Raw genomic sequence first — 15,513 nt, forward strand, 5'->3', positions numbered from 1 at the left:
CACGCCCTTTGAGCAAAACTGCTTTGAGCTGTTGCGGCAGGCTTATGTGGATTCCCGTTATAACCCCACTTATTACATCACCACCGAGCAATTAGATTGGCTGGCAGAGCGAATTAATCACCTTCAGCAACTGGCTGAAAAACATTGCCGCGCCAAAATCGACCATTTGGGCTGACAAGGCCGATACAAATACCCATACGCCAGGATGGATATAAACAAGATGGTGGCTGGTTCTGGAAAACAGAATCCAAAGCGAATGTTAATTAGAAAAAATCAGTTTCAAAAACCAATCTCCAAAGATTCCAAGCATCCAGCTCAAGCCAGGAAAATGATCCAGACTGAGGTAAATTAAAATTTTCGCAGGAGAGACTCAAAGAGATTTCAATAATTTTTTCTGGCTTGTTAATTCATAAGAAGAGATATAGGAAAGGTGGTGCCCAGAGGCGGAATCGAACCACCGACACGAGGATTTTCAGTCCTCTGCTCTACCGACTGAGCTATCTGGGCATTGAAAGAATTTGTGTCATAGACACGGGGCTTTTCAGTCCCCTGCTCATTCCAGTCAAAAACCTAAGATTTTTGCTGTTCCACAAGCTCGAAGCCGTGCTTCGAAAAGCTGCTTGTTCCACCCAACTGAGCTATATGGGCATGTCGTTGCGACGGAGGCGTATTAAACGGATTTTGTTTCTCCGAGTCAAGAGTAAGCTACTGATTTTTATATAATTATTTTTTTTCCTCAGGAACATAGCCTTCTGCCTGGTCATATTCTTCGCCGCTGAGGAATTTTTGCATCTGTTGTTGGATGTATTTTCTGGCCTGCATATCCATCATGTTCAGGTGTTTTTCGTTGATCAGGCGGGTTTGATGGGCCTGCCACTCTTCCCATGCCTGTTGCGATACCGTCTCGAACAGTTTCTGTCCAGCTGGTCCAGGGAAAGGCGGTTTTTCCAGTCCTGGGAGTTCTTGTTGGTACTTTTGGCAAAACACAGTTCGGGTCATTGGGTTTTCTCTATTTGGGCCAGTAGTTTTTTGACCGGTGCGGCCAGTCCTATTTCGATGTCATCCAGTATCACCTGCAGCCAGACGGATTCCGTTTCAGAGACTTCTGTCGCCTCATTTTCAAGCCGCACCAACACCGGCTGAATGTCCAGGTGATAATGGCTGAAAGTATGCCTGAAGCATGTCCAGGGCTCCAGTTGGTAACGGTATCCTTTAAGGTCAAGCCAGGTCTGGGCAGCATCGAGATCTTCAAATTCTTTGAAGCTGTAAAGACCTCCCCAGATACCATTGGCCGGGCGCTTTTCCAGATATACCCGACCATCCTGCTGTTGCAGCATGAGCATAACGGTGGATTTGACCGGTTTATCAGTTTTGGGTTTGGAAGCCGGAATGGATTTAGTCAGATCCTCCAGCCGGGCAATACAACTGTCGTTGAAGGGGCACAGGAGGCAGGAAGGTTTACTGCGTGTGCACAGTGTCGCTCCCAGGTCCATCATTGCCTGGTTGTAATCTCCAGTACGCTGTTTGGGTGTATAACGTTCGGCCAATTCCCATAGCCTGGCCTGCATATGACTGGCCCCTGGCCATTCCCGGATACCGAGGAAACGACACAGCACCCGCTTGACGTTGCCATCCATAATGGCACTGCTCTGACCCATGGTAAAAGCCGCGATGGCTCCGGCCGTTGAACGACCAATACCAGGCAGTGTTTGCAATGCTTCGACAGTATTTGGGAACTCACCACGATAGTCAGCACTCACTATTTTGGCAGCTTTATGCAGATTGCGAGCACGAGCGTAATAACCCAGGCCGGTCCAGTGGTGCATAACCTCGTCCTCAGGTGCTTCTGCCAAAGCCTGGACGGTAGGAAAGCGAGCCATAAACCGTTGATAAAACGGAATCACGGTTTTGACTTGGGTCTGCTGTAACATGATTTCCGATACCCAAACCCGGTATGGGGATTTGTTGAGCTGCCAGGGCAGATCCTTTCGACCGTGCTCATCCCACCAGGTAAGCAGTTGTTCACCAAAACGTTCAGGTGTCATAAGAGTAGCAATCCAGAAATGTGAAAACCGGCAGGGAGCCGGTTTTTATAAGGCAGAAAACCATTAATCTAATTGTGACAGATCGCGTACTGCACCTTTGTCAGCACTGGTTGCCAATTTGGCATAGGCCTTCAATGCTGCCGATACTTTGCGAGGGCGTTCTTTAGCAGGCTTCCAGGTTGTCATGGCGTCACGGCGCTGCTGCAGCTCTTCGTCACTGAGCAGCACGTTAATAGTGCGATTAGGGATATCAATCCGAATGCGATCACCATCCTGTACCAAGCCAATAGCGCCGCCCGCTGCGGCTTCCGGTGATACATGTCCAATGGAAAGACCGGAGGTACCGCCAGAGAAACGCCCATCGGTCAACAATGCGCAGGCTTTACCCAGGCCCTTGGACTTCAGATAACTGGTTGGATAGAGCATTTCCTGCATACCTGGTCCACCACGCGGCCCTTCATAGCGAATGATCACAACGTCACCGGATTGTACCTGATCGTCAAGAATGCCGGCGACGGCATCTTCCTGGCTTTCGAAAATCCGGGCCGGGCCTTCAAATACGAGGATGCTGTCATCCACTCCGGCTGTTTTTACCACACAACCATCGAGCGCGATATTACCCCGCAGCACTGCCAGGCCACCTTCTTTGGAGTAAGCGTTTGCTAACGAGCGAATACACCCCGTTGCGCGGTCAGCGTCGAGACTGGACCATCGGGTGCTTTGGCTGAAGGCCACCTGGGTCGGAATGCCAGCAGGACCTGCCCGATAGAACTCGGCTACGTCTGCAGCTTCTGATTGCATGATATCCCATTTGCTCAGAGCTTCTTTCATGGTTCTGCTATGGACGGTACTGACGGAAGTATCCAGCAGACCGGCGCGGTCCAGCTCACCCAGAATACCGAAGATACCACCAGCTCGGTGTACATCTTCAATGTGATATTTCTGAGTGTTGGGAGCGACCTTACACATCTGCGGCACCTGACGGGACAGTTCATCCATATGGAACATGTTGAAATCGACCTCGGCTTCCTGAGCAACGGCCAGCAAATGCAGAATGGTATTGGTGGAGCCGCCCATGGCAATATCCAGGCTCATCGCATTTTTAAACGCCGATACTGTCGCAATGGAACGTGGCAATACTGAAGCGTCTTCCTGCTCATAATAACGACGGGTGATGTCTACAATCAGGCGGCCAGCTTCTTCAAACAATCGTTTACGGTCGGAGTGAGTGGCCACGGTAGTACCATTACCTGGCAACGACAGTCCAATCGCTTCTGTCAGGCAATTCATGGAATTAGCGGTGAACATGCCGGAACAGGAGCCACAAGTTGGACAGGCTGACCGCTCCACCGCAGCCAGAGTCTCATCATCAACGTTGCTGTCGGCTGCCATCACCATTGCATCAATCAGATCAAGCTTGTGGTCTGCCAACTTGGTTTTACCGGCTTCCATCGGCCCACCGGAGACAAATACGCAGGGAATGTTCAAGCGCATGGCCGCCATCAACATCCCTGGAGTGATTTTGTCACAGTTGCTGATGCAGACCATGGCATCGGCGGTGTGTGCGTTCACCATGTACTCAACGGAATCAGCGATAATATCGCGGCTTGGCAAACTATAGAGCATGCCATCGTGCCCCATGGCAATACCGTCATCCACGGCAATGGTGTTGAACTCTTTGGCCACTCCACCAGCTTTTTCAATTTCGCCGGCAACCAGCTGTCCAAGGTCTTTAAGGTGCACGTGACCGGGTACGAACTGGGTAAATGAATTCACCACCGCGATGATGGGTTTTTGAAAGTCTTCATCTTTCATACCGGTAGCACGCCAGAGAGATCGCGCGCCCGCCATGTTGCGGCCGGCAGTGGACGTTTTTGAACGGTATTGAGGCATGGTTAGCTCCACGTCGTTGTTATTCGGGGAAAGTGGGCGCCATTGTAACGAAATGACACTGCGCTTAAACAGTGTGTTTTTTGCAAGGTCGCGTTGACTGAAATGCCGGCAAGGCCGGCATTTCAGTGATAGGGATTAGCTCGGGTAATGGCAGGCCACCCGATGCTCTCCTTCTGTGGAGAGTACGGGTTTTTCACGTGAACAGAAATCAGTCGCTTTCGGGCAACGGGTTCTGAATACGCAGCCGGAAGGAGGATTCATGGGCGATGGTAGATCCCCTTCAAGCAGAATGACATCCTTACTCCGTTCAATTGTCGGATCCGGAATAGGAACTGCAGAAATCAACGCCTGGGTATAAGGATGCCGGGGATGACTGTACAGTTCTTTCGCGGGCGATATTTCGGCAACATTGCCCAAATACAGCACCATGATCCGGGTACTGATATGTTTGACCACACTGAGATCGTGAGCAATAAAGATCAACGACAGTCCCATCTCTTTCTGCAGCTTCATCAACAGGTTGATCACCTGCGCCTGAATGGAAACATCCAGTGCCGAAACCGGTTCATCGCAGATGATCAGCTTAGGCTCAAGAATCAATGCTCGCGCAATTCCGATCCTCTGACACTGGCCACCGGAAAACTCATGGGGATAACGGTTGATCTGGTTGGCCAACAGTCCTACCCGAGTCATTACCTGCTTCACTCTTTCTTTAACTTCCGCTTTTGGTGTCTGCGGATAGTGGGTAATCAGGGGTTCTGCAATGATCTGACCAATGGTCATACGTGGATTCAGTGACGCCAGTGGATCCTGAAAGATCATCTGGACCTCACTACGCACTTTTTGGGTTTCTTTTTTGCCCATACCCAATAGGTCTTTTTGCCCTAACCACAAGACCTTACCTGATTCCGCCGGAATCATTTTTATCACAGCTCTGGCCAGGGTCGACTTGCCACAACCGGACTCCCCTACAACACCCAACGTTTCACCAGCCCGCAGGTCAAAAGAAACACCATCCACTGCTTTCAGCTTTTTGGGTTTGGTCCAGGGCATCGCATTGCTGGGGTATACATCAAAGTGAACCTTCAGGTTCTCTACCCGTAGCAGAATATCGTTCGCGACCGTCATGCGACCTCCTGAATATCTTTATGGCAGGCACGACAGAGGCCTTCACTGGTTTCAATTAACTGGGGAGCCTGAGTTTTACAACTTTCAGTCGCAATCGGACAACGTGGTTCAAACGGACATCCCTGAGGAGGCCGGAGCATGTTTGGTGGATTACCCGGAATGGTATTCAGTTCATCTCCCAGGTGATCCAGACGCGGAATCGCTGCCAACAATCCCTGAGTATAAGGATGGGTAGGCTGTTTAAACAGACTATCGGTATCGTTGTATTCCATGACCCGACCACCATACATAACCAGGGTTTTCTCACACGAGCCGGCGACCACACCCAGGTCATGGGTAATCAGGACAATCGCTGTACCAAACTCATGCTGCAACTCTTTTAGCAGTTTCATGATCTGCGACTGCACCGTTACATCAAGCGCCGTGGTGGGCTCATCAGCGATCAGCAATTTAGGGCGGCATAACAACGACATGGCAATCATCACCCGTTGGCGCATGCCACCTGAAAACTCATGCGGATAAAGGTGCACACGGGTTCTGGCTTCAGGAATTTTGACTGCATCCAGCATGTGGATGGATTCCTGCAGAGCTGCTTTTTTACTCATACCCTTGTGGTGCATCAGCACTTCCATGAGCTGATCACTGACCCGCATATACGGATTTAATGAGGTCATTGGATCCTGAAAAATCATGGATATTTTTTCAGCCCGGATTTTATTCATGGCTTTTTCCGGTAATCCGAGAATTTCCGTACCATTGAATTTAACGCTGCCACTAACAGAGCCGTTTTTGGCCAGCAAGCCCATCAGAGCGAATACAGTCTGACTCTTACCGGAACCGGACTCACCAACAATGGCCATGGTTTCTTTTTCTTTCAGATCAAAGCTGACACCATTGACGGCGCTGACTGTGCCATCAAGGGTTTTAAAATAGACGTTAAGATCTTTTACTTCCAATAAATTCATGTTCATTGCCTCATCGATCTTTAGGGTCCAGAGCATCACGCAGCCCGTCACCAATAAAGAAGAAGCACAGCAGGGTGACGATGAAAAAAGCAAGCGGAAAAGCCAGTTGCCAGACGGTGCCGTAGGTCATGGTTTTTGCTCCTTGACTGATCAAAACACCCCAGGAGGTATCCGGCTCCTGTACCCCCAACCCAAGAAAGGAAATAAAGGATTCGGTCAGAATCATATTAGGCACCAGTAGGGTCGCATAAACGATCACAATTCCCAGCACATTTGGTACGATATGGCGAAGAATAATGCGCCAGGAACTGACTCCTGTGGCAATCGCCGCTTCGATATATTCCTTGTTCTTCAAAGACAGAGTCTGGCCACGGACAATACGGGACATATCCAGCCACGATATAGCGCCAATCCCGACAAAAATTAAAATAATGGAACGCCCGAATACCACCAGCAACAGAATCAGAATAAACATATAGGGAATGGACATCATGATATCGACAAAACGCATCATGAAGCCGTCGACTTTACCGCCCACATAACCCGCTGTGGCACCATACAAAGTGCCTATCAATACCGCAATCAACGACCCAATCACACCCACCATCAGAGAAATCTGAGTACCTTGAATCACTCGCGAAAACAGATCACGGCCCGACTCGTCAGTACCAAAATAGTGGCCGCTCTCCAACGACGGTGCTCCAAGGGTTTTGATATCTCCGAGCACATCCCAATCTATATTTTCATGATCCCATACAGCAACATAAGGACCAATAATGGTAAATGCGACGATCAGCCCCAAAATCACCAGACTGGTCATGGCAGCTTTATTATGAATAAAACGGTTTGCCGCATCTTTCCAAAGACTGCGTCCACTCATTTCAGCTTCAACCAGGTTTTCGGCCAGCTGCTCGGTTTTACTTTGATTTAATAACATGCTTTACCTCAGTACCTGATTTTCGGATCAATCCAGGCATACATAATGTCCACCACGGTACTAAACAAAATGGTCAATGCCCCTAACAAGATGGTAACGCCCATCAGAACCGAGTAGTCACGGTTCAGAGCGCTGTTTACAAAATGAATACCTATTCCACCGGTGGAAAAAAAACTGTCTACAATTACAGATCCGGTGACCATCGCAACGAATGTTGGACCAAGATAAGACACAACAGGCAACAGCGCCGGCTTTAACGCATGCCGGAAAATGATATAGCGAAACGGCAACCCTTTGGCTCGAGCAGTACGAATAAAGTTGCTATGCAATACTTCTATCATGGAAGAACGGGTAATACGGGCAATACTGGCGATATAACTGGTCGACAGAGCAATCACAGGCAAAATAATAAACTTAAGCTGACCACCTTCCCAACCCCCTCCTGGCAACCACCCAAGTGTCAACGTAAACACCAGCACCAGAATCGGAGCCATTACAAAATTCGGCAAAACCTGCCCCACAATAGCAAATCCCTGAGTGGAATAATCCTGCCAGCTGTTTTGTTTTAATGCGGCAAAAATACCAATCGACACACCGACTATCAGTGCCAGAAAAAATGCAACGGATCCATATTTCAGCGTGACAGGGAATCCTTCTGCAATCAGGTCATTGACAGACTGATCCTTGTATCGGAATGATGGACCAAAATCGAACCGCGTAACAACATTCGTAACATAGTTGGTGATCTGCACATATAACGGCTTATCGAGACCGTATTTTTTTTCAATATTGGCTTTGACGGCTGGAGGGAGCGGCTTTTCAGAACTAAAAGGGCTACCTGGAGCGGCATGCATAATCAAAAAAGAAACAACTATCAATACCAGTAAGGTCGGTATCGCAACCATTAGACGTCTTAATATAAAGTTTATCATTTACCACAACCCGATTATTGAGCGACAGGCAAGCCCGTCTCTACAACACGATTTAGACTCTCAAATAGTAACTTAATCTTATCCGGATGAAAAAAAGCAGAAAGCTTATTCTAAGAATAAGAATGCATGCGGGCACTTGGTAAGTGCCCGCGGAAAGGTCTAGTGTGCAATGATATACATATCTTTGCTGTAGATGTTTTGTTCGATGTTGTTATAAGGCCAGCCCTTCAGATATTTGCTGATCGCAATATCTTCCGCATAGTGATAAATCGGTGCGATAGGCATGTCTCTGGCGAGTAATTGCTCAGCCTGTGTGTAGTTGACGTTAGGATCCGCCATGCCGGTAGACTCTTTCATCAGCGTATCGTACTGAGGATTTTTATACTTGCTGTCGTTCTGAGCATTGTCAGACATCATCAATGTCAGGAAGGTTGATGCTTCGTTGTAGTCTCCACACCATCCGGCACGGGAAACGTCATAATCAGGTAATTTTTTAGTTTCAAGATACGTTTTCCATTCCAGGTTTTCGAGCGTAGCGTCGACACCCAGTTTTTGCTTCCACATTTGTGAGATGGCGATGGCAATTCTTTTATGGTCTTCAGAAGTGTTATACAAAATAGCCAGTTTGAGGGGATTGGCCTTGGTGAAACCAGCTTCAGCAAGCAGTTCTCTGGCTTTTTGGTCACGCTCTTTCTGAGTCATATGCTCCCAGGCCAGATCAGGTGTCACAAAACCGTTGGTTTTTGGTGGCGTGAACACATAGGCAGACGTTTGGCCAGCACCCAGAATGCGCTTGGCAATTACGTCACGGTCAATGGCATAACTCAGAGCTTTACGTACACGAACATCATCAAAAGGTGGACGGGTCATGTTGAAGTTGTAGTAGTAAGTGCACAACTGCGGCATGCTTTTGGTTTCTTCTGGGTTTTCTTTCAGCAAACGCTGGAATTGCCCGGCCGGGATATCGGTTTTCATGACTTCACCAGCCTTAAAGCGGGCATAAGCCTGATTTTCATCGTTAATAACCATTGCAACCACTTTATCGATAATAGTGGCATCATTGTTCCAATAATATTTATTACGCTCTCTGACAGATCGTTCGTTCACAACATACTCAGTCAGAACATAGGCACCATTGCCCACCATATTTCCGGGTTTGGTCCAGTCAGAGCCGTATTTTTCGATCACTTTCTGGTTAACCGGGAAAGTGGATGTATGGGCAACCATTTTGGGGAAATAAGGCATCGGCTGAGAGAGTTTTACATCCAGCGTATAGTCATCCACGGCTTTAACGCCCAGAGTTGATGGCTCTTTTTCGCCGGAAACGATCGCTGACGCATTCTCAACATTCATGATTTCCATAAACCAGCTATAAGGAGACGCTGTCGCCGGGTCAGCGAGACGGCGCCAGGCATAGACAAAATCATGAGCAGTTACCGGATCACCATTAGACCACTTTGCATTCTGACGCAGATAAAAACGGAAACTCATATTATCTGGGGAGGCCACCCAGCGCTGCGCGACACCCGGCATCAGGTTACCATCAGCATCCTGATTCACAAGACCTTCAAACAGATCACGGGCCACGTTGGATGCATCAACACCTTCAATCAATTGAGGATCAAGGGAGTCGATTTCATCCAGCATACGGTAGGTAAAAGTCTGGTCGGCAGCCAGCTCTTCACCGGTAATCGGATGCTTTTTCGCATACGCCATCGGCGACAACATTGCCACGCTAATAATACCTGCAGCAATAGTCTTGGTGATTACTTTCATAAGTCTATGTTCCTCTTATTTATTATCTGTGTGCCCTGAACACTATCGGGCGAATGGTTCTCAGAAGTCTTAATGCAATATCAAAACCATCTTAAGCATGAATACTTAAGCGACAAGACCACCAAAATGGCACAAGTAAACCGGCCATTCAACGGTCAACATCAACTTTTTGTTAATTGTTTTTGGGCGGATAATCAGGTATTAGAGCCGCAATAGTGCATATTTTGTATCCCGCTGGCCCGCTAAATATCTAAGAAAACCAACAACATAGGCTAACACGCACCATTGGTGGTCACGCAATAGTGGAATGCACCAAATAGGGCAAATGTTTGTAAAGTAACAATTACAGCTTGGACTGAGAGCTAAATTATTCCTGCAGATGAGCAGTCACAAGCGCATTAACCTCTCGATCCATCAACTCTGAGGATCCAAGATTCATCTCAATAACCCGCCGTAACTGCGATGCACTGTCAAGATCAAGAGACGTAAATTCAAGACCGATATGGTGATCTTCTTGATGCACGCACTTGGCTTGTGCAACCAAGCCATGATCAAGGGAACCAAATTGAACGATCACTTCAAGCTCCTGGCCGACCAGTCCTTCCAATTTATGATCACAGTTCAGCAACACACCTTTCAGGCTGATATCCAGTAAATGACCTGAATATGAATGCCGGTTCATAATGATGTCAGCCTGCGCATCATGGTCAATCCGGGTAAAACGGCGTTTATCGCTCATGTTATCTATTCTTCAATTTGCCAGTGATCTTTTTACTCTAGCAGATTTCAGCCATCTTGCAGTCTGCCGAAAATCTCTCTAGCCTTCCAGGTTCTTCTCTATTTCAAGGGAACCACTATGGCAGGCTTAACAACATTTCCAGAACAGTATCTGGCGGGGCGAGACACCCCCTTAGAAATCGAAAAACAACATTTTGTCACTGGCGGTTCCATTGTTCCGCCATGGCCAGAAGGTTCTGATCGAATTCTGCTGGGGATGGGATGTTTCTGGGGAGCTGAACGAAAAATGTGGCAGCAACCTGGGGTGATCACGACTGCGGCGGGATACGCCGGCGGGGAAACGCCGAATCCAACTTATGAAGAGGTCTGCACTGGCCTGACCGGGCATGCAGAAGTAGTACTGGTAGTGTTTGACCCCAGGGAAACCAATCTGCAGCAACTTCTGAAAGTATTCTGGGAGTCCCATGACCCTACCCAGGGAATGCGCCAGGGCAACGATATCGGTACGCAATACCGTTCTGCTATCTATTGCTGCAACCAATCCCAATGCGAAGCCGTGTTAAAGACCAGAGAGCAATTCCAGCAGCAGCTCACAGCAAAGGGAGCTGGAGGAATTACTACTGAAATCAAGACCGCTCCGGTATTTTATTATGCCGAAACCTATCATCAACAGTACTTAGCTAAAAACCCTGGTGGCTACTGTGGCCTGAAAGGGACCGGCGTGACGTGCGTTTTATAAGGAAACAGAAGTGACCACTATCACTCTTCATACCGAATATTGCCTCAAGCGATTACTCGAACTGGAGCAGCAGGTGGAGGAAAACCGGTTGTTCAACGTGGGTTACATCATTCCTCAGGTTACCCTACTGGAGAATCAATGGCGGGATGAAGAGCGATCCGGCAATTTGCAAAACTTCCTGACAGATTTAAAACAGATGGTGGACACGCATGGACGCCAGGACAATCTGGATGACGAGGACCTCACGGTCAATGCTGAAATTCTGGCACTACTTTGAAACCGAATATTCCTGCCTGGCAGACTCAATACTATGACACATTGAGGTAATGCCTTTGATGATGTTAACCGTCGGCCGGCCAATATCGTCGGCACTGATGGAATATAAAGCATGGTGATGCACGGCCGGTATTTCATCGAAATCGGGAAATACAGAATCCCCCCGATGACCGCTCTGGCTGATGATCACCTCTGGTCGACCGGCAATCACGCTTTCAATACCAATTTGTGGCGCAGGTAATTCGAGGTCTTTAAAAATATTTACGCCACCACAGATCTCAATTACTTCATTGATAAAACTGTTACCACTGATCGTATAAATCGGCTCATGCCAGACTTGATAGAACACCCGCATTCTTCGACGGCTCTGATAACTCTGGCGCAATGCCGCCAGCTCAGTGCGATAGCGCTGAACACGTTCATCTGCCTGCACTATACGATTCGTCAAATGGGCAAAAGTTATCAGGCTGCTTTCAATCTGCTGCAGGTTTTTGGGGTCACTGTAAAAGACCTTATAACCCAGCTGCTGCAATTGCTCCAATTGCTGCAGTGTGGGGCCATCGGGTAGCGCGATGATTAAATCCGGTTTCAGGCTGACAATCTGTTCAAGATTCAAAGTGTAATAATCACCTACCCTCGGAATTGCCTTGGCGGCTTCAGGGTAATTGGAATAGGCACCTGCTCCGACAATCAAGTCGCCGGCATCAATCTCGAATAATTGCTCGGTGGCATGAGGCACCAGGCTGACAATCGCTTTTACCGGCCCAACGAACGTCAATTTCCGGCCGGTATCATCTACCACAGTCGTCGCTGCCCCTACACAAACAGAGCACAGGAACAGGTAGCTGAATAACCATAAAACAGGCTTCATCCATTTACCCCACAAACCATCCAGATCACAATAATTGCCAGCTGTTGCATTGCTCCGAGCGTATCGCCGGTGTACCCCCCCAAATGCCGCCGCAACGTCTGGATCATCGCACTTCGAACCATTACCAACGACAAAATCAATAGCCACCACTGCCACCAGACAAAACTGTGACCCAACCAGAGCGGCACGACTGCCACCATGACCGGTAACATAGCAATAACAGTAGCTGCTGCATTGAACTGAGTGGCCAAAGGTTTACTTTTTGATTGTGCCGGATCAGCAACATATTCCAGATTCCATAACAGCGATATTGCCACCAAACGGCTCAGGCTTTCAGTCAGAATGAGCACCAGCAGTACAAACTGCCACGACTGATGATCCAACACCCAGACCATTAATTGCCACCGCAACAACAAGGCGATAACCAACGCTGCCGCACCGTAACTACCAAGCCGACTGTCTTTCATAATGGCCAGCTTACGCTCGCGACTCCAGCCACCACCCAGACCATCGTAAGTATCTGCCAGCCCGTCTTCATGAAACGCACCTGTCAGCCACAGGCTCAGAGCCAAACAACACAACACGGAAACAGCTGCCGGGAAAATTACTGTCAGCACACAAAACGCAACTGCCTGTATCATCCCCAGCACCATTCCCACCCAGGAAAAGTAGCCACTGGAACGACTCAGGTTCTGATTGTTGTAGTCCACCCACCTGGGGCCCGGCAAACGGGTAAAGAACACCCAGGCGTTGAAAAACAGCTGCAACTGCCGGTTCATTTCTCCTGGCTGACTCCAGCACTTTCGAAACTGGCCATATTATTTATAAATACAATGCTGGATTGAATCAGAGGCCAGGCCAATACCGCTCCAGTGCCTTCACCCAAACGCAGATTTAACTGCAGTAATGGGCTTACACCCAACGCTTCCAGCATGGCTTTATGACCTTGTTCATTTGAACAATGGCCGAAAATGGCATAATCCAGAACTTCTGGCTGATCTTTACTGACACACAGTAGAGCCGCCGTTGCCAGGAAACCGTCCACAATAAACAAACGCCCTGCCGCAGCAACCGCCGCCATAGCCCCAGCCATCATAGCCAGCTCAAAACCGCCCAAGTGCTGCATAATTGCAGCACCGGTTTGTAATTGTGCACCATGTTTTTTCAACGCAAGTTGTATCGCCCTGACTTTATTGTCGATAATTTTCTGACTGGCTCCGGTTCCCCTGCCAACACATAGTTCCGGTGCCAAATTCATCACTGCAGCCATTAATGCCGCACCTGCAGTGGTGTTACCAATACCCATTTCTCCAAAACTGAAAAACAGGTTTTCGGGTTGCCCGCACAACTCTCTGATCAAGTCAGCTCCAGACTCTGTCGCCTGTTGCCACTGACCTTCGGTCATGGCTGGCTCACCGCTGAAATCCGTTGTCCCTTTGGCCACTTTTCGATCCACCAGTAACGGGTGAGCTGCAAATGGTTCGGCCGCAACACCTGCATCCACAATCGTAATAGGCACCTGATGCTGAGCGGCAAACACATTGATCGCCGCGCCACCCTGCAAAAAATTCATGACCATCTGTTGCGTAACTTCTGCGGGGAAAGGGCTGATATTTTGGGCTGTCACACCATGGTCGGCAGCAAATACATAGTGATGTAGTGTTCCCGCTTGCGGATCAACGGTTTTTTGAACTCTGGCTATCTGAAACGCCAACGCCTCTATTTGCCCTAGGGACCCCGGTGGTTTTGTTTTTTGGTCGATCTTGGCTTGAATCTGATCATCCAACTGTCCGGACACTGCTGGAATTTTAAATTGATACTGAATCATGGGAGTTCACCTAAAGTAATTTTTTTGCCTGCAATTATGAAAAAGCTTTGATCGGCCATAGCAGCAATATCCTGATGCAGCCAGCCGGCTTCATCAACAAAGCGACGGGTTTCCTTTCCCATAGGCACGATCCCCTGGCCGACCTCATTGCTGACCAAAACCACATCACATCGTGTTTGTTTTAACTGATCCAAAAACCTCCGCCGTACATCCGGCCACTGATCTGGATTTTGATATAACTGATTACTGAGCCACAGGGTCAGACAATCCACCAGAATAGCCTGGTGTTGATTTTGTCTGGCCTTAATAGTTTCAGACAACGCCAGCGGCGCCTCCAAACTCTGAAAGCGCGGATCCCGCTGAGCCTGATGCATGGCAATTCGCGCCTGCATTTCTTCATCCAGCGCCTGTGCAGTCGCGATATAAAAAGGACTCGAGGACAGGCTTAATGTTTGTTGTTCTGCCAGCCTACTCTTACCTGAGCGCGCGCCCCCCAAATAGAAATAAATCATCGATAAAGATTGATTTCGTTTTTCAGTGACAGTGTTTCAGCTCGCGCCGCCTCGGCAAAATCATCACCTGACGATGCATACAGAACCGCCCGGCTGGAATTAATGATCAGACCAGTACCATCAGTTGTTTTCCCAGCGCCAAGAACAGCGGCTATATCTCCACCTTGAGCACCAATACCGGGCACCAACATAGGCATGTCACCACAAATACGGCGAATTCGCGCCATTTCTTCCGGTGCAGTAGCGCCTACAACCAACATGACATTGTTATTATGATTCCATTCCTGCGCAGCCAGCCTGGCAACTTCTTCATACAACGGATAACCACCAACATCCAGGTTTTGTAACTGAACCGCCCCCGGGTTGGAAGTACGGCATAACAGAATCGTGCCTTTATCTGTGAATTCAGTAAACGGTGCAACGGTATCAACGCCCATGTACGGATTAACAGTAACAGCATCTGCCTGATAATGGACAAAAGCTTCTTTCGCATACATGCTCGCGGTGGAACCAATATCGCCCCGCTTTGCATCGAGAATCACCGGAATCTCCGGATATTGGGATTTGATGTAATGAATGGTCTTTTTTAACTGATCTTCAGCCGCCACTGCGGCGAAGTGAGCAAACTGAGGTTTGTAGGCACAGACCAGATCATGAGTGGCATCGATGATGGCTTTGTTAAATTGAAAAATACCATCCTGGTCAGAAAATCCGGCCGGGAACTTTTCTGGGTATGGGTCAAGACCGACACATACCAGAGAGTCAGCGCTCAACCAGCGCTGACGAAGATAGGAAATAAACTCCAATGGAAGCTCCTTCAACGGACATGAGTTGCAGCCAGAATTGTACGGAAGAGGGCCGGTTTTGTCTGTA

General features: G+C 48.5%; 16 protein-coding genes and 1 tRNA gene. 2 read left to right on the forward strand and 15 right to left on the reverse strand.

Going from position 1 to position 15,513, the window contains the following annotated elements; genetic code table 11:
- Positions 1-431: 431 nt before the first annotated feature.
- The 10 genes from ACQY6I_RS16095 to ACQY6I_RS16140 form a co-directional block, all read right to left on the reverse strand.
- Positions 432-507 (reverse strand) — tRNA-Phe (locus ACQY6I_RS16095).
- Between the two features lie 216 nt (positions 508-723).
- Positions 724-999 (reverse strand): oxidative damage protection protein, encoded by a 276-nt coding sequence (locus ACQY6I_RS16100; RefSeq protein WP_428242521.1) that lies wholly within the window; start codon positions 997-999, stop codon positions 724-726.
- The gene (gene mutY, locus ACQY6I_RS16105; protein ID WP_428242522.1) at positions 996-2,045 is read right to left on the reverse strand and encodes an A/G-specific adenine glycosylase; all 1,050 of its coding nucleotides are present in this window, start codon (positions 2,043-2,045) and stop codon (positions 996-998) included. The genes ACQY6I_RS16100 and mutY overlap by 4 nt, the downstream gene beginning before the upstream one ends.
- Positions 2,046-2,108: 63 nt before the next feature.
- Positions 2,109-3,938 carry a dihydroxy-acid dehydratase gene (ilvD, locus tag ACQY6I_RS16110; RefSeq protein ID WP_428242523.1) on the reverse strand — a complete coding sequence of 610 codons (1,830 nt, stop codon included), beginning with the start codon at positions 3,936-3,938 and terminating at the stop codon, positions 2,109-2,111.
- Between the two features lie 135 nt (positions 3,939-4,073).
- Positions 4,074-5,066 (reverse strand): murein tripeptide/oligopeptide ABC transporter ATP binding protein OppF, encoded by a 993-nt coding sequence (gene oppF, locus ACQY6I_RS16115; protein WP_428242524.1) that lies wholly within the window; start codon positions 5,064-5,066, stop codon positions 4,074-4,076.
- Complete coding sequence (locus ACQY6I_RS16120) at positions 5,063-6,031, reverse strand: oligopeptide/dipeptide ABC transporter ATP-binding protein (protein ID WP_428242525.1); 969 nt, start codon at positions 6,029-6,031, stop codon at positions 5,063-5,065. Before ACQY6I_RS16120 ends, oppF begins: the two co-directional genes overlap by 4 nt.
- Positions 6,032-6,041: 10 nt before the next feature.
- Entirely contained in the window at positions 6,042-6,968 is a 927-nt protein-coding gene (locus ACQY6I_RS16125; RefSeq protein WP_428242526.1) for an ABC transporter permease subunit, read from the reverse strand.
- Between the two features lie 8 nt (positions 6,969-6,976).
- Positions 6,977-7,900 carry an oligopeptide ABC transporter permease OppB gene (gene oppB / locus ACQY6I_RS16130; RefSeq protein WP_428242527.1) on the reverse strand — a complete coding sequence of 308 codons (924 nt, stop codon included), beginning with the start codon at positions 7,898-7,900 and terminating at the stop codon, positions 6,977-6,979.
- 159 nt (positions 7,901-8,059) lie between these two features.
- Complete coding sequence (locus ACQY6I_RS16135; RefSeq protein WP_428242528.1) at positions 8,060-9,676, reverse strand: peptide ABC transporter substrate-binding protein; 1,617 nt, start codon at positions 9,674-9,676, stop codon at positions 8,060-8,062.
- Positions 9,677-10,043: 367 nt separating this feature from the next.
- Entirely contained in the window at positions 10,044-10,415 is a 372-nt protein-coding gene (locus ACQY6I_RS16140; RefSeq protein ID WP_428242529.1) for a PilZ domain-containing protein, read from the reverse strand.
- Positions 10,416-10,532: 117 nt separating this feature from the next.
- Here ACQY6I_RS16140 and msrA point away from each other — a divergent pair, with 117 nt between their 5' ends.
- Entirely contained in the window at positions 10,533-11,153 is a 621-nt protein-coding gene (gene msrA / locus ACQY6I_RS16145) for a peptide-methionine (S)-S-oxide reductase MsrA (protein ID WP_428242530.1), read from the forward strand.
- Positions 11,154-11,163: 10 nt separating this feature from the next.
- Entirely contained in the window at positions 11,164-11,430 is a 267-nt protein-coding gene (locus tag ACQY6I_RS16150; protein WP_428242531.1) for a hypothetical protein, read from the forward strand.
- Here the strand turns inward: ACQY6I_RS16150 and ACQY6I_RS16155 are convergent.
- Genes ACQY6I_RS16155 through pyrF form a run of 5 tightly spaced genes read right to left on the reverse strand, consistent with a single transcriptional unit; the run spans position 11,422 to position 15,446 of the window.
- A complete protein-coding gene (locus tag ACQY6I_RS16155; protein ID WP_428242532.1) occupies positions 11,422-12,300 on the reverse strand; it encodes a cobalamin-binding protein in 879 nt (292 codons plus the stop codon). The two genes, ACQY6I_RS16150 and ACQY6I_RS16155, sit on opposite strands and share 9 nt — an antisense overlap.
- Complete coding sequence (locus ACQY6I_RS16160) at positions 12,297-13,079, reverse strand: adenosylcobinamide-GDP ribazoletransferase (RefSeq protein WP_428242533.1); 783 nt, start codon at positions 13,077-13,079, stop codon at positions 12,297-12,299. Before ACQY6I_RS16160 ends, ACQY6I_RS16155 begins: the two co-directional genes overlap by 4 nt.
- A complete protein-coding gene (gene cobT / locus ACQY6I_RS16165) occupies positions 13,076-14,128 on the reverse strand; it encodes a nicotinate-nucleotide--dimethylbenzimidazole phosphoribosyltransferase (RefSeq protein WP_428242534.1) in 1,053 nt (350 codons plus the stop codon). Before cobT ends, ACQY6I_RS16160 begins: the two co-directional genes overlap by 4 nt.
- A complete protein-coding gene (gene cobU / locus ACQY6I_RS16170; RefSeq protein ID WP_428242535.1) occupies positions 14,125-14,640 on the reverse strand; it encodes a bifunctional adenosylcobinamide kinase/adenosylcobinamide-phosphate guanylyltransferase in 516 nt (171 codons plus the stop codon). Before cobU ends, cobT begins: the two co-directional genes overlap by 4 nt.
- Positions 14,637-15,446, reverse strand: a complete 810-nt coding sequence (pyrF, locus tag ACQY6I_RS16175; RefSeq protein ID WP_428242536.1) for an orotidine-5'-phosphate decarboxylase — start codon at positions 15,444-15,446, stop codon at positions 14,637-14,639. The genes cobU and pyrF overlap by 4 nt, the downstream gene beginning before the upstream one ends.
- Between the last annotated feature and the right edge of the window lie 67 nt (positions 15,447-15,513).

Origin of the sequence: Gynuella sp. (assembly GCF_050297175.1) — a bacterium.
In the GTDB taxonomy this organism is placed as follows: Bacteria; Pseudomonadota; Gammaproteobacteria; order Pseudomonadales; family Natronospirillaceae; genus Gynuella.

What these genes read in the sequence shown, in the direction of transcription:
- ACQY6I_RS16100 (WP_428242521.1), bottom strand. Translation starts at nt 999, where the DNA reads ATGACCCGAACTGTGTTTTGCCAAAAGTACCAACAAGAACTCCCAGGA.
- mutY (WP_428242522.1), bottom strand. Translation starts at nt 2,045, where the DNA reads ATGACACCTGAACGTTTTGGTGAACAACTGCTTACCTGGTGGGATGAG.
- ilvD (WP_428242523.1), bottom strand. Translation starts at nt 3,938, where the DNA reads ATGCCTCAATACCGTTCAAAAACGTCCACTGCCGGCCGCAACATGGCG.
- oppF (WP_428242524.1), bottom strand. Translation starts at nt 5,066, where the DNA reads ATGACGGTCGCGAACGATATTCTGCTACGGGTAGAGAACCTGAAGGTT.
- ACQY6I_RS16120 (WP_428242525.1), bottom strand. Translation starts at nt 6,031, where the DNA reads ATGAATTTATTGGAAGTAAAAGATCTTAACGTCTATTTTAAAACCCTT.
- ACQY6I_RS16125 (WP_428242526.1), bottom strand. Translation starts at nt 6,968, where the DNA reads ATGTTATTAAATCAAAGTAAAACCGAGCAGCTGGCCGAAAACCTGGTT.
- oppB (WP_428242527.1), bottom strand. Translation starts at nt 7,900, where the DNA reads ATGATAAACTTTATATTAAGACGTCTAATGGTTGCGATACCGACCTTA.
- ACQY6I_RS16135 (WP_428242528.1), bottom strand. Translation starts at nt 9,676, where the DNA reads ATGAAAGTAATCACCAAGACTATTGCTGCAGGTATTATTAGCGTGGCA.
- ACQY6I_RS16140 (WP_428242529.1), bottom strand. Translation starts at nt 10,415, where the DNA reads ATGAGCGATAAACGCCGTTTTACCCGGATTGACCATGATGCGCAGGCT.
- msrA (WP_428242530.1), top strand. Translation starts at nt 10,533, where the DNA reads ATGGCAGGCTTAACAACATTTCCAGAACAGTATCTGGCGGGGCGAGAC.
- ACQY6I_RS16155 (WP_428242532.1), bottom strand. Translation starts at nt 12,300, where the DNA reads ATGAAGCCTGTTTTATGGTTATTCAGCTACCTGTTCCTGTGCTCTGTT.
- ACQY6I_RS16160 (WP_428242533.1), bottom strand. Translation starts at nt 13,079, where the DNA reads ATGAACCGGCAGTTGCAGCTGTTTTTCAACGCCTGGGTGTTCTTTACC.
- cobT (WP_428242534.1), bottom strand. Translation starts at nt 14,128, where the DNA reads ATGATTCAGTATCAATTTAAAATTCCAGCAGTGTCCGGACAGTTGGAT.
- cobU (WP_428242535.1), bottom strand. Translation starts at nt 14,640, where the DNA reads ATGATTTATTTCTATTTGGGGGGCGCGCGCTCAGGTAAGAGTAGGCTG.